Raw genomic sequence first — 17,775 nt, forward strand, 5'->3', positions numbered from 1 at the left:
GCAAAATTACGGCTTTTGCTTGCAGCGGTGCGTGGTAGTGTTGCTTGGCAGGGTGAGAAATTGCCTAAGCTTAGGGGTTTACTGAAACGGCGTTAGAGCCAGGCTAAGCCGCCAGAAAGGTTTCCATGGCTCGTAAAGTATCTAGCGGGGCGCTCAGGTGTGGGCAGTGGCCGGTGGTACTGAGCGTAACTAGCGTGGCCTGCGGAATTTGATCGAGCAGGAAGGCGCCTACTTCCGAAGGGGCCGCAATATCCTGCGAGCATTGCACCAGCAGAGTGGGTACCGGTACATGGGCCATTTCGGTTCGGCAATCGGAGAGGAAGGTGATGTGGGCAAAGTGCTGCGCAATGTTGGAATCAGCATTGCAGAAGTGCTGCGCTAGTTCCTTGGACAGCAGCGCATCGTTTTCAGCCCCGAGCAGCAAGTTGGCAAACAGATTGGCCCAGCTGTCGTGGTCCACTTTCATCAGCCCCAGCAACTGCTCTACGTCTTCCTTGCTGAAGCCACCATAGTAATCGTCTTCGTTGAGAAAGTAGGGCGAAGCGGCCAGCGCAATCAGGCGGCTGAAGTGAACAGGTGCAGCAATAGTGGCCAGCATAGCAATGCTAGCGCCCACAGAATGGCCCACCAGCACCACGTCGCGCAGGTCTAAAGCCTGGCAAATATCTACCACGTCCTGCACGTAGCCTGCCAGCGAAGAATAGCGCTCAGGCGTGTAAGCACTCAAATCGGATCCGCCGGACCCAACATAATCGAACAGTACCAGCCGGTAGCGCGTGGAAAGGGCCGTGGTCAAACGATTCCAGATATGCTGACTGCACCCGAAACCGTTGCACAGCATCATTACCTGCTCGCCTTTGCCGAATACGCGCACATTGTTCCGCTCAAGTACGGCACTAGGAGTTGGAACAGTTACGGCAGCAGACAAAGGAAATAAGTCGGGAAACTGATTGGCTGCTTTGTCGGAACAACTGGCTAAAGGAATGGTGAAGGAAGTCATAAAGGGAGTACGCACTTATAAGGCGGGTAGCCTAATACGCTACAAAGGTAATCGACTGGTTATTTTTATATGATTATTAAAATAATCATACAGTAATTTCCTTTTAAAATACTGTACATGCCAAGTAAGAAGCCGTAATCTGCTGTTCGCAACCCCAAATTCAGTTGCTGTTGCTAGGGAGAATATGGCCAACCGCGTCGTGCCTGGTTGCTGCAAGCTGGACGGTAGCTGAGCCAAGCGGCAACTGAGGGACCAAGTGTAGTAAAGCGTCTTTGGATAGCCCTACTTGTGATAAGGTGGGTGCCTCAACTATACAAAGCAATGGCAGGGCTTCGTTGTGTATCTTGCCAGTAACAACTCCCGCCATTCTGCACCCGGCAACAGGTATGCCTGCCTTCCTTAAGCTGCTTTTTTCACTTGCGCTTTTATTGATGATGCCGTTGGCTGGGCAGGCAGCGGGGGTGGTGTTTCAGCAAATCAGTGTGGCCGAGTACCAGCGGGAACAAAGAGCCACTCAGCCTAGCAAAACCACTATTACATTTCCGGTCTGGAAAAAGGCCAGCCAGCTCACTATTCCAACCACCAAAGGCCCGCTGGTGCTGCAAGACATACTGATTGGTGAAACCGAGGTGCAGCAGGGGCACTCCGAAGCTGAGCACACGCTTTACACCTACCGGGGGTATCTGGCGCACTTTCACCGGCACCTGGTAGAGGTGGGGTACTACGAAACCACTCAGTGGTGGCTGATTGCCGAAAATGGCCTCCGGCTCACGTTGTGGGGCAAACCCGTGTACGCCCCCGACCAAAACAGCATAGTGGCTATCTGCGCGGGCCTCGACTACAGCGGCGGGCAGCCCAACGTGGTGCAACTGCTCCAGATAAAGAACGGCGTGTTACAGAAAGTGTGGGAAATGCGCCCTACCAGTTGGGAGCCGCGCGAAATATTCTGGGCTTCTCCCACCAGCTTGTATCTGCGGCGCGAATCGTACGGGGGCAGCAGCCCGGTTTCCAGCTACTGGAAGCTGACCATCACCTAAGCTAACTGCCGCGCAATTACCCTTCGTAAAACTCCAGCGGCAGCCCGTCGGGGTCGGCAATGAAGGTGAAGCGCCGGCCGGTAAACTCATCTACCCGAATCGGCTCCGAGGCTACGCCGTGCGTGGTTAGCTCGCGTACAGTGGCGTCGAGGTCGGCTACGGCAAAGGCCAAATGGCGCAAACCGGCCGCTTCGGGGCGGCTGGCGCGGGGCGGTGGTGCCGGAAACGAAAACAGCTCGATGATGTAGTGCCCCTGCAACGCTAAATCCAGCTTCCAAGAGTCACGCTCGGCCCGGTACGCTTCCCGGATAATTTCCAGGCCGAGTACTTCGGTGTAAAACCGTTTTGATACGGCGTAGTCCCGGCAAATAATGGCAATGTGGTGGACGTGGAGCAGTGGCAGCATGAAGGCGAAGATGCAAAGTTGCAACGACATGGCCGGGCAGTAGCCAAAATCCGCCAGGTACTCAGGCTACCCGTTTGCTGTCAATTGTGGCAAGCCAGGTATCGTTTTGGCACACGGGGCACTGGGCCGGGCCGGCTGGCAGTTCCTTCACGTGGCCGCATTGGGCGCAGGCGTGCAAGCCGGCCGCTTCAGCCCGGTGCGGCGGCTGTATTAAGCCTTCTGGATAGATGGGTAGGCCGGGCCGCACGTCGTCATCTTCAAAAAAGAAAGCACTGAAATTGCCCGTGGCTTCAATATAAACGCGGCGTACTTGCCCCAAGTGTTCTACCTGCCGCTGCCGCAATTCCCCAAACATTTCTTTCTGAGTTAGATTCTGCTTGTTGAAATTAACCATGTTGATTTCGCCGTTTTCTACCAGCAGCACGGGCGCACCTTCCAGCCAGTCGCTGAAATGGGGGTACTTCTCGGTAAGGCGGTTGAAAAGCAGGTACAGCACCGTTACTACCACAAACACCACCACCACGTGCAGAAGGGCTACGTCGTGGTAAAACATGGCGTCGCCGGCGGCCGAGCCCAGGGCCAGAATGATGCTCAACTCGAAAATGGACAGCTGCCGCACCCCGCGCCGCCCGGTTACGCGTAGCGCACCCAATACCAGCAAGTAGGTGATAACGCAGCGTAGCACCACTTCCAGTAGGAAGAGGGGCGGAGATTCTTCAGAAAAGAAAATACGGTTCCAATCGAAAGGGGTGACAGAGGCGGCAAGCAACATGAACGGGGTGGCTAACAAGTGGTAAGCGCGGAAGCACGTCCGCGCATTAACGCAAGAATACCCTGTTCAGTTAGGCTGCTCCGTGCTACAACTCCACCAGCGGCAGCGTCATGTGCTGGGTGGTGATGGTGAAGCCCTGCGCCGCCCAAAACTGCGCCGCCGCCGGGTTGGCCACGGCCACTTGCAGTTCCAGATGGTCGGCGCCGCGGGTGGTTAGCCAGGTTTTGGCCGCGTGAAAAAGGGCCCGGCCTACGCCCCGGCGGCGGTGGGCTTCTTCCACGAAGGTTTCGGCAATGTAGCCGCGGCGGTGCAGGTGCATGCCCTTGCTGCCAATTTGGTAGGTAGCTACCAGCAGGGCCGCCAGCCCGTCGGGCTTCTCGGCCACAAATATGCGGGTGTACGACTCATAGAGCCGGTCGCGCAACAGCCGCTTCAGCTCCACCTTGGCCGCCCGATGGAAGCCGAATACTGGATGGTAAGCCTGGTGCATCTCCATCAGCTCGCACCACAGCCGGTACAGCTCGTCGAGGTCATGAATAGTGGCTTCGCGAATGGTCATACGGAGGTGAAAAGGCGGCAGCTGGAGGCAGGCAAACAGGTGAAAGTAGAACCCAAACGCGGGCTTCGCAAATAATGGGTCAGTTGGAAGGCCGAGGTAGCAAGAGGTAGCGGCCACAAAATCAGCTGCTCACAGCACGTCTCTATATGTGCGCCACAGGCCTGCTGGCCTTGGGGGCAGCCCACAAATCGTACATGAAAACGCCAGCACCTGATGCAGGCACTGGCGTTGAAACACGGGTGTGCGCTAGGGCTTAGTGGCCTAAACCACCGTTGTTAGGCACTGGCTTCGCCAAGCTCCCGCAAATCGTCGGGGCTGAGCTGGAGCTCGGTGGCGCGCAGCAGCTCGGTTATCTGCTCGGGAGTGGTGCTGCTGGCAATGGGCGCTGTTAGGCCGGGCTGGGCCATAATCCAGGCCAGCGCTACCTGGGCGGGTGTGGCTTGCGCGTGCCGGGCTACCACGGCATCAAGCGCCGCCAGAATCCGGCGGCCCCGGTCGTTGAGGTATTTCGGACCGATGCTGCTGCCCCGGATGCTTTTGCTGAGGTCGGCCTCGGTGCGGTACTTGCCGGTCAGGAACCCCGAGGCCAGCCCGAAGTAGGGAATAACGCCTACCTGCCGCTCCCGCGTGAGAGGCAGCACTTCCTGTTCCAGCCCCGCCCGCTCATACAGGTTGTACTCCGGCTGCAACGACTCGTAGCGGGGCAGGCCGTGCTGCTCACTGGCATCCAGCGCCTCGCGTAGGCGGCTGGCCGAGTAGTTGGAGGCCCCAATGGCCCGGATTTTACCTTCCCGAATCAGGTCGGCGTAGGCTTCCAGCGGCTCGGTTACGGGCAGGCTCTCATCGTCTTTGTGCGACTGGTACAGGTCGATGTAGTCGGTTTGTAGGCGGCGCAGGCTGTTTTCTACCTGTTGCTTGATGTACTTTTTAGCGAGGCCTTGGCTGCCGTCGCCCATTTGCATGCCCACTTTGGTTAAAATCAGTACGTCGTTGCGGCGGTTGCGCTGTTTCAGCCACTTGCCCAGCACCGCCTCCGATTCGCCGCCCTGGTGGCCCGGCACCCACGCCGAGTACACGTTGGCCGTGTCGATGGCATTGCCGCCGCCCGCCACAAAAGCGTCTAGTACTTTAAATGATGCTGCCTCGTCGGCCGTCCAGCCAAAAACGTTGCCACCCAGCACGAGCGGCGCAATACGCAGGCCTGAGCGGCCTAGTTCGCGGTGTTGCATACAGATTACATAGAATGAAGAAAGGCACCTCACACTGAGCTGCCAGAACACGCTATCAAACTGAAAATTGGCGGTTGGGTTATCGAAAACCCCTAAAAACAGGCAACCCCGGCAGCAGATGGCACCGGGTGGGCTATCTGCTACCGGGGCCATAGCCCAGAAAGACGAAACGGAATGTTTTGGTGGAAAAGCAGCGGAGGAGTACTGGGGTTAGGCGTTGCGGTTGGCCTGCCGGACAACAACGCTTTGCTCTAGTGGCAACGCCAGCTTGTCGAGGTAAGGGGTCAGGCAACGCTGGTTGGTGAACGTGCGAAAGAAGTCTAGCTCAGGGCAATGCTGATCCAGCCACATTTCGCAGTAAAAACTGTGTAGATAGTACAAATTAACGCAGTAGGTACCCTCCTGGCGGCTGGCAAGGTAGGTTCCCTGGCCAAATACATAGCCTCCTTGCTCCTCGGCAGGAAGCGTGATAAATTCAGTATGGGTTAAGCTCATAGTACACGGAATTTAAAGTATACCGACACCATATCGGCACTGTCCATATTGCGTGGTATTTCAACTGATGAAAAAGTTGAAACGCCTCTGTAGGTCTATCAATATGGAGTTTTAAACTACGAACAAATATTAATAGTATTATTCTTAACTCCTATGAATCTTGAAATGATATTGATTTTCACGTAATGTTTCCCAAAATGAAACGTTTTAAGTAGCCCGATAAAACCATTCTTTCTTTAATTCAATTATGTATCAACATTCAGTGTCTTTACATAATAGCTGGCGTAGCTACATCCGCTCAAGTACTCGCCAGCCGTGCGCTCCTACCGACAAAGAGGTAGGCGCCTGTAATTCCAGCTGCTCGCCGCTGAATACGTCCCGCCAGAGACCATTGGTGGTTTCTGTTAGGGCAAGCTGCTGAACAGCAGGGGTACTATTGATGGCCGTGAGTACGGCGGCTTCTTCGTGGCGGCGCACAAATGCGTACAGTTCCGGAGAAGTGTGCAGGCGCTCAAAACGGCTTTCTAGCACGCCATTGTGCAAAGCAGGGTGGCGCTTGTTGAGTTGCAGCAGCTTGGTGTAGAACTCCTGCAACGGGTAGTCCTGCCAGTCAATTGGGTCCCGGTCGAAAAAGGCGAGGCGCTTTTTCAGGGCCGCTTCCTGGCCACTATATACCAGCGGCATACCCGGCAGCAGGGCGCACAGCACCGCAAAAGGCAGGGCGTTCGGGCCGAGGCGCTCATACTCGGTGCCGTCCCAGCTGTTTACGTCGTGGTTGCTGGTGAAGTGCATTAGGTACACGCTGGGTGGGTATTTGGCACGTTCGGCGGCCAGATACACGTCGATGTCGCTCAACTCCTGCTTCTCCTCGGCAATGTGGTCGAGAAGGTAGTGCAGGCGCAGCCCAAACGTCATGTCGAAGGCCCGTTCGAGCAGGCGGGTGTTGCCATCAAATTCCTCCCAAGTCAGGCCCCCCGAAGGGTACAGCTCGTCCCATTCGGCCAGCATGAATACCGGCTTCACCTGGTCGAGTTCCTGGCGAGCGGCATCCCAAAAGTCGGTGGGTACCAGGCCAGCCACGTCGCAGCGGTACCCATCAATGTCCGCTGCGCGCACCCAGTAGAGGAGGGCATCGGTCATGTAGCGGCGCAAGGCGGGCTGGTTGTAGTCGAGGTCAATAACATCGTGCCAGTCGGGTACGGGCGGCACAAAGTTGCCGGCCGCGTCGCGGGTGTACCACTCGGGGTGTTCGGTCACGAGCGGGTTGTCCCAACTGGTGTGGTTGGCCACCCAATCGAGCAGCACATAAAGGCCCAGCGCGTGAGCGGCCTGCACAAGGTGGCGCAGGTCGTCGAGGGTGCCAAACTCGGGGTTCACGCCGTAATAATCCTGCACCGCGTACTGGCTGCCGAGCGTGCCCTTGCGGTGCACGGCCCCAATCGGGTGAATGGGCATCAGCCAGATAATGCCCACGCCCATGTCGGCTAGCCGGGGCAGATGCGCCTCGAAGGCCCGGAATGTGCCTTCCGGCGTGAACTGGCGCACATTTACCTCGTAGATGCTGGCGTGCGCCGCCCAGGCGGGGTGCTGCACTTGGAACAGATGCGAATCGGGATGCAAAGAAGAGTCGGGCACTGAACAGAGAATTTTGGGAGTTGACAAAGCAGCTCTGCTTACGTGGAAAAGCCACTTGGTGGCTGCGTTACCGCTGGTCAGAACCGGATAACATCGGTGTCGGTAGGCGTGTACCCAAGCTGCCGACTCATCCTTAAGAGCTGGCCTTTGTGATGAAACTCGTGCGTGATGACGTGGGTGAACAAGGCCAGCGGCGTGAGGGCCAGGGGCGCAGCCCGGCCAGGAACCGCTACCGTCTGAGGTGTTTGCCAATCCCGCTCAGCAAGCGTAGTATATGCAACCACCAGCTCATCGATTTCCTGGAAAAGCTGTTGCACGGCCGCCACATCGGGCACTTGGGCGGGGGCGTAGTAGGAGTGGGGCTGGCCGTGCGCCGCAATACCGAGCCAGTGGCGGTATGTATTGGCCACGTGCACCACCAGGTCGCGCATGCTACTATTATTGAAAGCCGCAACCGGGGCCGTGAAGTCAGCAAGCAGGAGCAAGCGTAGCGCAGTAAGCAAGTAGGGCGCTACGGCTGCTTTGCACGAGGGCATATTGCGCGGCAAGCAGGTCAGTCATCAGCAGAAGGAGGGAAGAAGGTTACACACACAAAGAATGTCGGGCCTGGTCTGGCGGCCACTTGCCGTAGTATCTGTCCTTCTGACTACCGCCGGCCGTGAAAACAAAGCGGGAGAAATGCTGCGGCAAGCTCAAAATGGCAGTCTACCAAGTCTCGAACGGGTATTTAGTCCTGCTCCGGCACCAACTCATACACCCGGTAACTGTGCGGGGTAAGCAGCATTTTCGAGGTTTCGCCCAGCCGCAGAATCTGGCCGGTGAACAGTTCCCGGAACGTACCCGATTCTAGGCCGCGCATCATCAGCTCGTGCGGCTTGTCGCCCATGTTTACGGCTACCAGCACGGCGGCTTCGTCTTTTTGGCGCCGAAAGGCATACACATCGGGGCTGGTACTGACGGGCAACGCTTCAAATTCACTGCACGAGTCGCCGTTGCGCAGGGCGGGGTGGCTTTTTTTGAGTTGCAGCAGCTTGGTGTAGAACTCCTGGAGTGGGTAGTCGTTCCAGGGAATGGTGTCTTTATCGAAGAAGCGGAGGCGCTTTTTCAGGGCCGCTTCCTGTCCACTATACACCATCGGGATGCCCGGTAGCAGGGCCGTCAGCACGGCTTGGGGCAGGGCGTCTTTGCCGAGGCGCTCATACTCGGTACCGTCCCAGCTGTTGATGTCGTGGCTGCTGGTGAAATACATCAGGTACGAAGTGGCCGGGTACTTGGCGCGCTCCACCTCCAAATACCGGTTGATGGCCGCCGTGGGTTGCTGGCCGCGGCTGATGCTGTCGAGCAAATAGCGCAGGCGCAGGCCATAGGTGGCATCAAAGGCTTTTTCAAGCAAGCCGGTGTTGGGGTCAAATTCGCCTTTTTTCAGAAACGGTGGGTCGTGCAGCTCGTCCCATTCGGCCAGCATAAATACTGGCTTCACCTTTTCCAGCTCCGGGCGCGTGCTGTTCCAGAAGTCGGTGGGCACTAGGCCGGCCACATCGCACCGAAACCCGTCGAAGCCCGCCTCGCGCAGCCAGAACGTCATGCTCTCGGTCATGTAGCGGCGCAGCTCGGGCTTGCTGTAATCCAAGTCAATAACATCCTGCCAATCAGACACCGGAGGCACAAACTGGCCCTGCTTGCCTTTCGTGAACCAGTTGGGGTGTTGCTGCACCAGTTGGCTGTCCCAGGAGGTATGGTTGGCCACCCAATCGAGAATAACGTGCATGCCGCGCTGGTGGGCCGCATCCACCAAGTGGCGCAGGTCGGCCATTGTCCCGAACTCCGGGTTTACGGCCCGGTAATCCTGGATGGAATACTGGCTGCCGAGCGTGCCTTTGCGCTTGCGCTGCCCAATAGGCTGCACCGGCATCAACCACAAAATGCCCACCCCCATCTGCTGCAAACGGGGCAAGTGCGCTTCAAACGCCCGAAACGTGCCCTCCGGCGTGTATTGCCGGATATTTACCTCGTAGATGCTGGCGTTGGCGGCCCAGGCCGGGTGCCGAATGGTGAAGGCCGCTGGGGCCGCCGGCCCGCACGTTTCCTGAGCGTCGGCCGTGGTGGAGTGGGGTTGGTTGCAAGCGGTTAGCAGGGCCAGCAGGCCGCTCAGCAAAAGGCAGGATTTCAGCATGAGGAAATATAAGGTTTTTCAGGGCTGCTATGTGGTGGGGCGCACTCACAGCGTGGTGATTTCGCCTGGTAGATGGCGGTTGGGGCTGCTACGGGCCGATACCTGGCGCATTTAGCGCCTGAGCAACCGCCCGTAGCACTACACAAGGTTTCCTGAAACCCTCCGGGGTATGATGTAAGCCACAGGCACAAAAAAGCCTGCCCTATACTGGCAGGCTCTCCTGAAATACTATAATAACAAGCTTACTACGTGTAGTTTACGGCCAGACTAGCGGCGGATACTACGAACGAACAATATGGGCGCGGCTGGGGTCGTAGTGCACGCCACCAAACCAGTACAGCATCAGGGTGCGGGAATAGCGCAAGCTAAGCGGCGTAAGCAGGATAGACACTACCGCTACGCTCACAATGTACACCCAGGTGGCCGGGTCGTGGAGCAGGAAATACACCGCAAAACCCACCCCCAGCATGATACCCGTGGAAAAAGCGAAGCTGATGTACATGGCCCCCCAGTAGAAGCCCGGCTCGGGCTCGTAGGCTTGGCCACACACCGGGCAGGCGGCCGGCATATCGGCAAACTTGGTGATATTGAGTGCCGAGTGCGTGAACAAGGGCCCCTCGTGGCAGCGCGGGCAGCGCTGGGCCAGAGCGGCTAGCACAGATGAATCTATCTTTGACATGGTAGTTACCAGCTGAAAATCTTAGTGCAAAGCTATTGTACGGCAGCCAGCCCGGTAAGTGCCATTTGCGGGTTTATACAGGACAAATCAATTGCAATTGTAGGGCGAGCCAAGTAACGTCTTGGTCGTGTTTTCGTGAGCTAAGCAGCCGGCCCCATGGTTCGGACGTTGGACGGGTCGTCGTTAGCTCATGGCACGGATAGCCAGCACACAACGACCGGCCCGAGGGCCTGAAAAAGCCACCGGACCGGAGCAGGCGTTGTAGGGTGTATCGTTCACGAAACCATTGTAGCACAACGCCAACACGGCTGGCTTGCCTCGTTACGCAGTGGCCCGGAACACTTCGGCAGTCAGGCCGGTGTGCTTGCGGAAGTAGCGGCTGAAGTAAGAGGCGTCCTCGAAGCCCAGGGTATCGGCTATTTGGGCCACGGTGGCATCGGTGTGGCGGAGCAGGCGGCGCGCTTCCATCATCACCCGTTCCTGAATGAAGCTGCTGGCGGTTTTGCCTAGCTGGCGGCGACACAACGCGTTGAGGTGGTTGGGCGACACGTGCAACTGGTCGGCGTAGTACTGTACTTCGCGGTGCACCCGAAACTGCTGGTTGATGCTGGCCCCAAACTCGCGGAGCACTTGCTGGGCGTGGCGGGGTTCGTCGGGGGCCGGAGCGGGGGCAGTTGGAAAGTGCCGGGCGGCCAGCTCCAAACACAAATGCAGATACGACCGAAACACCTCGTCTTGCTGCGGGGCGGGCGTCACGTGCTCCATCCACATGCGCTCCATCAGAAACTGAATTTCCGTTTCGTTCGGCGGCAGGTACAGCACCGGCGGGTGAGCGTGTTGGAAGAACGGGTACTCGAACAGCCGGTTGCCGGGGTAGCGCAACAGGTAGAAATCCGGCTCGAATAGTACCACGTAGCCCTCGGCATCGGCCGAAAGCTGCCAGTGGTGCACCTGGCCGGGCGTCATAAAGAACAGGCTGCCGGGTTGCAAGTTGTAGCTCACCAAATCGATGGTGTGGGTGCCGTAGCCCTGCGTGACGTAGAGCAGCAGATAGAAATTGTGCGCGTGCGGCTGGCTGATTCCCGGAAAATTGGCTACGTGCCGCGCCAACTGCTCTACATACCACTGCCGGCGCGCCGGCCCCTGCGGAAACGACTCGAGCGTGAATACCGGCAGGGCAGGGGGCTTCATAAGCAACAAGGGTTGAGCTGTTTATAGTTAGTATGTATGGCCGGTATACAGGTTGTGCCAAACCACAGCCAAAAGGCCGTCCTTCCTTGGCAAGCTCGGAACGACTTTTCAGGCTACGCTCCTACTCACCGAAATTACGCAGCCGCTTTTTGCTGAGCTCGTAGCTCACGATGGCCGGAATATAAAACGTGACGTCGGCTAGAAACTTGGCCGCCAGCACGCCCCCGGTAAAGTTGCCCAACCAACGCGGCAGGTAATACAGCAGTGCCGGCCGAATCAGGAAGCTGTCCAGCACCTCAGCCAGCCCAAACTCCACCACCAAGGCTCGTACGTTGCGCCCGAACGTGCGGCGCGTGTAGGGCTGGTGTTGCGCGCGGCACTGCCGGCGGGCCAGTTGCACATCCTGCGCCAGCAGCCACCCAAAGTAGGCCACGTTGCCGGCCCAAGTGCCCGCCAGTGCGGCACTTAGCGGGCTGTGCGTGCTCTGCAAGCCCACCCAGGCCCCCGCCAGCGTAGCCACCACCGACAGTAGCTCGGCGGGCAAGTAGCGCCGCAGCCACTCCCGGATTTTCTGTTTCATGGTACCTGGGTTTCTGGGAATAGAGCAACCGCACGCTACCCTACTATTTTTTTGGCCACTCCTTTTCAAGTAGTTCTGCGCAGGTGTAAGCTGCTGGGTTTTCGTCGGCTGGCCGCTCCCCGGAAGCACCACCTGGGCCACGACGAGCGGCCAGCCCGCTAAAAGCCCGCAGCCCGCACCCCAAAGCTAGGACCAGTAAAATTTAGTAGGGCAGAGTGGAGAAACCGCTATTTTACTGGTTGGAAAGTTGAGCTAGCCGCCCCAAACCAATGGCCGCCGTATTGCAAGCCGCCCGCAACTTATGCAGATTCCGCTTACGCCCCTGGTCGTTGTTCTGTTTGCGGTAATAGCCCAAGCCGTGTTTGCGGCGGGGCTACTGTGGCTGGCCCGCGCCAACCAGTTGCCCAACCGATTCCTGGCGCTGCTTATGCTGGCCATTGCACTGTGGCTGCTCGATGGATTCTTCCGGGTAGCCAGCATTTACGCCCAAGACCCCAACTGGTATTTCGCGCCCATCTACTACTCGTTGGCGTTCGGACCGTTGCTGTATTTCTACGTCCGTAGCCTCGTCAACCACGATTTTCGGTGGCGGCCGCGGTACTGGTGGCACTTTGCGCCGGTGCTGGTGCAGGCCGCCTTGTATGCGTGGTTGCGCGGCCAGGATTACGAGGCCCGCAACTGGTTCTGGCAACACGTGCACCGGCCTTACACCTACCGCCTGGAGTTCATCGGTACCTGGATATCCCTCACGGCGTACCTGGTTTTGAGCTTGCGGCTCCTGCGAGAGTACCGCCGCTGGCTGCTCAACAACTTCTCGGAAGTGTCGCAGCTGCGGCTGCTGTGGCTGCGCACCTTGCTGGTGTTGGTGGGCGTGGTAAGCGCGCAATGGTTGCTGGAGCTGGTGCTGCGCGAGTTTTTTCAGCTCTATTACCGCTTCGATTACTCAACGGAGCTGCTGGGCGTGGTGGTGTTTCTGATTGGGGTGGTAGGGCTGCGGCAAGCCGACATGCAGGCCGTGCGCTTCGAGCCCGAAGAAGTTGCTCCGTCCGTTGCGTCGGCTGCGCCCATAGTTGTGCCTACGCGCGCAGCTACCGAGCCCCCATCCAGTATAGCAGTGCCTTTTCCGGAAGTGTACGCCACCGAGGAGCTGCCTGCCGCACCACCCGCGCACGAAGTGACGCCCCCGCCCGCTACCCCCGCCGTAGACCCACTTGTGGTAGAGCGGATTCGGCGGGCACTGCAAGACGAGCGGCTGTACCTGAACCCCACGCTCACGCTGGCCGAACTGTCGGCGCACACGGGTTTGGCGCCGCGTCTGATTTCGTTTACCGTCAACAATGGCTTCGGGCAGAGCTTCAACGATTTGGTGAACGGCTACCGGGTAACGGAAGTGAAGCGCCGCCTCGCCACCCCCGACGCCCAGCGCCTGACCTTGCTCGGCATTGCTTTCGAAAGCGGCTTCAACTCCAAAACCACTTTCAACCGCATCTTCAAACAGTTCACCGGCGTTGCCCCGCGGGACTTTAAAGTAACGGAGTAGCAGAGTAACTGAGTAATCTGTTGCCGCATCGAGCAACCCGGAACGATTACTCAGTTACTCCGCTACTCCGTTACTCTCTGTAAGCCCATATCATGATGTGGGGCGTCCCGATGGTGAATTTGGGGCGTTTGGGGCGGTTTAGGCGCCCACCTTTGGGCCATACTTCAACCCGGTATGGCCATGAAAACACTCCTGCTAGTTGCCGCCTTGGTGGCGGCCCCCGTTGTTTCGGTGCGGGCCCAAACTTCTTCCGTTGCTCCTGCTGCCTGGCCCGACCACAGCCGGGTGCTGCCCGACAAGCTGCGGCAGGTGCCCGTGGGCATCACGCTGTGGCACACGCCCAACCCCATATATCCGGAGCCCAACCCCCAGCAGCCGGGTGGCTACGTGTGGAAGCACAGTACCATGGTGCGCTCAGAAGTGGGCGAATTGGAGGTAGTGGAATGTGGCAGCTTCATCTGGTACAGCGCCGAAGGCTGGAAGGCCAACCTGCGCGAGACGCCCGCCGAATTTGCGGAGCTCTTCAACTGCCCCGGCGCCCAGCTCCGCGCCGGCCAGACCTACACGTTCCAGAAAAACTACCGCTACGCCGACAACGCCCAAAGCCTCTACGGCGGCGACGCCCTCTGGTATATTCTGGCCAAAGACAAAACCGGCAAGCTCTACAAGGGCATAGGCCTGATTGAAACCGAAGCCAAAGTGAAATAAAGCATCATCGGGGGAATGGGGGAATGGGTGAATGGGTGAGTGGATGATTGGATGATTGGATGGTAAAACATGCCAGCCTCAATGCCGCCCACTGCTCACCTGTCCCAATACCCAATCATCCATTCACCCACTCATCCATTCACCCAATCATAAACCCATGAAAACCATCCTCGCCTTCCTGCTACTCCTGACGATGGCCGCTGCCCAGTCCGCTGCTCCTACCTACCAAGCCACGGCCGCCACCAGCCGCCTCACCTGGACCGGCCACGCCGAAACCGGCACCTGGGCCCCTACGGGCACCGTGCAGCTCCTTCGCGGCACCCTCAGCTACGACGGCCGTACCCTGCGCAACGGCCGCTTCGAGTTCGATATGCACACCATTCAGCACGACGATGCCAAGCTCACTGAGCACCTGCGGGGCGAAGATTTCTTTGATGCCAAAAAGTATCCCACCGCCGTTTTCGTGCTGCGGGAGGTGCGTGGCGGTACGGCTACCGGCCAGCTCACGCTCAAGGGCATCACCAAACCGGTGCAGTTCCCCGTTGTGCTAGAGCAACTGCCCGATAGCCGGCTACGGGTGAAAGGCACTGCCACCATCGACCGTACCCAGTTTGGGGTGAACTACAACTCCAGCAGCTTCTTCCAGAATCTCGGTTCCTACGCTATCCGCAACGACTTTCAGCTAGCTTTTTCTCTGGAAGTGGCGAAATTATGAATAGGTGGTCTTGCCAGTCTGGGCTGCGTAAGTGGCGTAGATGTGTATTGCGCGTATAAGGCTGGCTGCTGGTGCCGGTGCCAGCCCTGGCAACGCCAGCCGGCTAGCTGGCGTACAGTCGGGTAGCTTTTCCGTTGTTTCCCAAACTTCCTTTCCCATGAATCACAACGAGCATATCGAAGAAACCATCCGCAACATCTACCACGCTTTCGAGCACCCCGGCACGCATCCCCTCGACTCGGGCCTCACGGCCATCGACGGCTGGATTACGTCGCTCGACGGCATTGGGGGCTCAGCACTAGCGGGGGTACAAAGCGAACTGCGCACCCTACGCGGCCACATCGAGCGGGGCGACCGGCCAGCCATTGCCGCTTCGTTGCAGCAGCTCGGGCAGGAAACTTCGGTTATTGCCCACGATCTGCGCGGCGGCGACGGGGACCATCTGCGCCACTTAGGCCAAGCTCTGATAGTAGCTTCCGGTAATCTGAAGGTATCGTAGGTAGGATGTTATTTTTCTGCTACTAAATAAGTAGTGTATAAGATTTGGGCTGGCTGGCTTCCGTGTGGGGGCCAGCCAGCTCTTTTTCAGACCCACTACGGCGCAACCAAGGCAGTTATTTGTCACACCCGCGCGTAGGCAATATGTTTTCAAATAGCTTGTTTAAATAATTGATAATCAACATTAACGAGGTGGCAGAGTAGTAGTGATAGTCTTTTCTTTCCAACCAAATCCCTCAATACTATGTCAGCTTCATCTACCAGCCAACTCGACGCTACCATCCAAGCCCTCAGCGGCGGCCTTAGCGGTGCTGCTCCTGCGGCCAGCGGCAACATTACCAGCTGGATTTCTACGCTGAACGGTGCCGGTAGCCCGGCCCTTAGCGCCATTGCTTCCGAACTGGAAAACCTGCAAACCGCCATCAGCAGCGGCGACGGTTCCCAAATCAGCCAGTCGTTGCAAACGCTGGGTGAGCATACCACCAAAGCCGCCGCTAGCGCCACCCCCGATGCCAGCGCTAAGCTGGAGCAGCTCGGCCAAACGCTTAGTTCGGCTGCCACCTCGCTGAAAGGCTAAGGAACAGTTTCTGCTTACCGAAAAAGGCTCCTCCAGTTGCTGGAGGAGCCTTTTTCAGTGAAACTAGATGTTTGCTAGTAGCCCGCTGCTGTATCGTCGCCGCGCGGGTCGGCGCCGCCTTCCAGCTTGCCGTCGGGCCGCACCCGAATCACATCAACGCGGCCCCAGGCACTGCGCGGGTGCAGCGTGTAGCCTCTGGCCCGGAGCGTGTCCTGCGCGGCGGGTAGCAGGGCGCCTTCTTCCACCTCAATCTGGTCGGGCAGCCATTGGTGGTGCAGGCGCGGGGCGGCCACGGCCTGCTGGGCGTTCATGCCATAGTCGAAGATGTTGAGACTGGCCTGCAACACGCTGGTAATGATGGTGGAACCGCCCGGTGTGCCTACTACCAACGCTAGTTTGCCCTTGCGCGTGAAGATGGTCGGCGTCATAGAAGACAACATGCGCTTGCCGGGCGCAATGGCATTGGCGGTGCCGCCTACCAGCCCATAGGCATTCGGCGTACCGGGTTTGCTGCTGAAATCATCCATTTCGTTATTCAACAAAAAGCCGGCCCCCGCCACCACCACCTTGCTGCCGTAGGCGCCATTGAGGGTAGTGGTGCAGCTTACTGCGTTGCCAGCGGCATCCACTATACTATAATGCGTGGTCTGGTCTGATTCGTAGGCCGGTAGGCCCGCGCCAGCCGTTACCTGGGCGCTGGGCGTAGCCCGGTGGGGGAGGGTAGAAGCCATACGCTGCTTGTTGTAGGGCTTGTCGAGCAGTTGCGCTACGGGCACCTTCCCAAAATCCGGGTCGCCGAGGTAGGTGGCCCGGTCGGCGTACACGCGGCGCTGGGCTTCGGTTATCCAGTGCGTGGCCTGTGGCGAATGCCAGCCCGCCTTACCTAGGTTGTAGGGCTCCAGCATTTGCAACATTTGCAGCAGCGCCACTCCGCCCGAACTGGGCGGCGGAAACGCCAGCACGTCGTAGCCGCGGTACTGGCCGTGCAGGGGCATGCGCCACCGGGGCTGGTAGCTGGCCAGGTCTTGTTTGGTGATGATGCCCTTGCCGCGCTGCATTTCCTGCACAATGAAGTCAGCAGTCTGCCCTTGGTAGAAACCCGCCGCGCCCTGGTCCCGGATGCGGCCGAGCGTGGCGGCTAGCTCGGCATGAACAATCGTTTCACCGGCGCGCCAAGTAGCCGTCTTCAGATAGGCACTGCGCGGATTGAGTTTCGCAAAAGCGTCCTGCTGACTGTTCAAGCCAGCTGCTTCCTTTTCCGTCAAGACCAAGCCTTTTGCTGCCAGGTCCACGGCGGGCTGCACCACTAGTTTCCAGGGTAGCTTACCTAGTTTGCGGTGTAGCTCCTCCATGCCCGCCACGGTGCCCGGCACGCCGGCTGCCAGGTGGCCCAGCGTGCTCAAGTCGGGTATCACGTTGCCCTGCTTATCGAGGTACATATCCCGTGAGGCCGCGGCGGGGGCCGTTTCGCGGAAATCCAGGGCGCCTTCCGTGCCATCGGGGGCGCGGTACAGCAAAAAGCCCCCGCCCCCGATGTTGCCGGCGGCTGGTAAAGCCACTGCCAGCGCAAACTGCACGGCCACGGCTGCGTCGTAGGCGTTGCCGCCTTTCCTAAGAATGTCCACCCCAATACGCGTGGCTTCCGGGTGCGCCGATACCACCATGGCACTGCTGGCCACAACGGGTGTGGCGGCTGGTACTGGTGCCGCTAGAGTAGGAGCCGCCGAGGTGCCGGTGGGTTGGCTGGGGCTACAGGCGTGCAGCAAACCGGCCAGAGAAATCAGGAGAATACGTCGTTGCACAGGAAGGAAGCCAGCTATAGAAAACGGATACAGTAAAATACGCACAAAACAAGTTACCCAGCCGCAGGCTTCCGCTCCGGCGTTCCGGTGGGCTTGATGGACGGCTTTTCACGGAATTTGTTGATCTGATACTAGGTATATCTGCGTAGGCTGATGTTCAGCTTGTCTGAACGTTCGTA

At 58.5% G+C, this 17,775-nt stretch carries 19 protein-coding genes; 6 read left to right on the forward strand and 13 right to left on the reverse strand.

Annotated features, from left to right (window positions below; all coding sequences use genetic code 11):
* Window positions 1–103 precede the first annotated feature (103 nt).
* The gene (locus tag J0X19_RS12840) at window positions 104–1,015 is read right to left on the reverse strand and encodes an alpha/beta fold hydrolase (protein WP_206984762.1); all 912 of its coding nucleotides are present in this window, start codon (window positions 1,013–1,015) and stop codon (window positions 104–106) included.
* A gap of 371 nt (window positions 1,016–1,386) precedes the next feature.
* Between J0X19_RS12840 and J0X19_RS12845 the strand changes: the two genes are divergently transcribed.
* Window positions 1,387–2,037: a hypothetical protein gene (locus J0X19_RS12845; RefSeq protein ID WP_206984763.1), complete on the forward strand. Its 651-nt coding sequence runs from the start codon at window positions 1,387–1,389 to the stop codon at window positions 2,035–2,037.
* Between the two features lie 16 nt (window positions 2,038–2,053).
* Here the strand turns inward: J0X19_RS12845 and gloA2 are convergent, their stop codons facing one another.
* The 11 genes from gloA2 to J0X19_RS12900 form a co-directional block, all read right to left on the reverse strand.
* A complete protein-coding gene (gene gloA2, locus J0X19_RS12850) occupies window positions 2,054–2,443 on the reverse strand; it encodes an SMU1112c/YaeR family gloxylase I-like metalloprotein (protein ID WP_206984825.1) in 390 nt (129 codons plus the stop codon).
* 61 nt (window positions 2,444–2,504) lie between these two features.
* The gene (locus J0X19_RS12855; RefSeq protein ID WP_206984764.1) at window positions 2,505–3,215 is read right to left on the reverse strand and encodes a DUF421 domain-containing protein; all 711 of its coding nucleotides are present in this window, start codon (window positions 3,213–3,215) and stop codon (window positions 2,505–2,507) included.
* An 85-nt stretch (window positions 3,216–3,300) separates the two neighbouring features.
* Window positions 3,301–3,774, reverse strand: coding sequence for a GNAT family N-acetyltransferase (locus J0X19_RS12860; RefSeq protein ID WP_206984765.1), 474 nt, complete (start codon window positions 3,772–3,774; stop codon window positions 3,301–3,303).
* 275 nt (window positions 3,775–4,049) lie between these two features.
* Window positions 4,050–5,003, reverse strand: coding sequence for an aldo/keto reductase (locus J0X19_RS12865; protein WP_206984766.1), 954 nt, complete (start codon window positions 5,001–5,003; stop codon window positions 4,050–4,052).
* 210 nt (window positions 5,004–5,213) lie between these two features.
* Complete coding sequence (locus J0X19_RS12870) at window positions 5,214–5,498, reverse strand: hypothetical protein (protein WP_206984767.1); 285 nt, start codon at window positions 5,496–5,498, stop codon at window positions 5,214–5,216.
* A 288-nt stretch (window positions 5,499–5,786) separates the two neighbouring features.
* Complete coding sequence (locus J0X19_RS12875; RefSeq protein WP_206984768.1) at window positions 5,787–7,133, reverse strand: alpha-amylase family glycosyl hydrolase; 1,347 nt, start codon at window positions 7,131–7,133, stop codon at window positions 5,787–5,789.
* A 77-nt stretch (window positions 7,134–7,210) separates the two neighbouring features.
* Window positions 7,211–7,618, reverse strand: coding sequence for a DinB family protein (locus tag J0X19_RS12880; protein WP_206984769.1), 408 nt, complete (start codon window positions 7,616–7,618; stop codon window positions 7,211–7,213).
* A 242-nt stretch (window positions 7,619–7,860) separates the two neighbouring features.
* Window positions 7,861–9,306, reverse strand: coding sequence for an alpha-amylase family glycosyl hydrolase (locus J0X19_RS12885; RefSeq protein WP_206984770.1), 1,446 nt, complete (start codon window positions 9,304–9,306; stop codon window positions 7,861–7,863).
* A 280-nt stretch (window positions 9,307–9,586) separates the two neighbouring features.
* A complete protein-coding gene (locus tag J0X19_RS12890) occupies window positions 9,587–9,985 on the reverse strand; it encodes a DUF983 domain-containing protein (protein ID WP_242582555.1) in 399 nt (132 codons plus the stop codon).
* Window positions 9,986–10,306: 321 nt separating this feature from the next.
* A complete protein-coding gene (locus J0X19_RS12895) occupies window positions 10,307–11,176 on the reverse strand; it encodes an AraC family transcriptional regulator (protein WP_206984771.1) in 870 nt (289 codons plus the stop codon).
* 121 nt (window positions 11,177–11,297) lie between these two features.
* Window positions 11,298–11,756, reverse strand: coding sequence for a hypothetical protein (locus J0X19_RS12900; protein ID WP_206984772.1), 459 nt, complete (start codon window positions 11,754–11,756; stop codon window positions 11,298–11,300).
* Window positions 11,757–12,057: 301 nt separating this feature from the next.
* On the opposite strand from J0X19_RS12900, the gene J0X19_RS12905 reads away from it, so the two are divergent.
* From J0X19_RS12905 to J0X19_RS12925, 5 genes are all read left to right on the forward strand, one after another.
* Window positions 12,058–13,296 (forward strand): helix-turn-helix domain-containing protein, encoded by a 1,239-nt coding sequence (locus J0X19_RS12905; RefSeq protein WP_206984773.1) that lies wholly within the window; start codon window positions 12,058–12,060, stop codon window positions 13,294–13,296.
* A 180-nt stretch (window positions 13,297–13,476) separates the two neighbouring features.
* A complete protein-coding gene (locus tag J0X19_RS12910) occupies window positions 13,477–14,004 on the forward strand; it encodes a hypothetical protein (RefSeq protein ID WP_206984774.1) in 528 nt (175 codons plus the stop codon).
* 157 nt (window positions 14,005–14,161) lie between these two features.
* Entirely contained in the window at window positions 14,162–14,719 is a 558-nt protein-coding gene (locus J0X19_RS12915; RefSeq protein ID WP_206984775.1) for a YceI family protein, read from the forward strand.
* A 157-nt stretch (window positions 14,720–14,876) separates the two neighbouring features.
* Complete coding sequence (locus J0X19_RS12920; RefSeq protein WP_206984776.1) at window positions 14,877–15,218, forward strand: hypothetical protein; 342 nt, start codon at window positions 14,877–14,879, stop codon at window positions 15,216–15,218.
* 243 nt (window positions 15,219–15,461) lie between these two features.
* Entirely contained in the window at window positions 15,462–15,794 is a 333-nt protein-coding gene (locus tag J0X19_RS12925; RefSeq protein WP_206984777.1) for a hypothetical protein, read from the forward strand.
* Window positions 15,795–15,868: 74 nt separating this feature from the next.
* Here J0X19_RS12925 and ggt read toward each other — a convergent pair whose 3' ends face one another.
* Window positions 15,869–17,596 (reverse strand): gamma-glutamyltransferase, encoded by a 1,728-nt coding sequence (gene ggt, locus J0X19_RS12930; RefSeq protein WP_206984778.1) that lies wholly within the window; start codon window positions 17,594–17,596, stop codon window positions 15,869–15,871.
* Window positions 17,597–17,775: the final 179 nt, after the last annotated feature.

The organism is Hymenobacter telluris, from assembly GCF_017313265.1.
GTDB classification, from domain to species: domain Bacteria; phylum Bacteroidota; class Bacteroidia; order Cytophagales; family Hymenobacteraceae; genus Hymenobacter; species Hymenobacter telluris.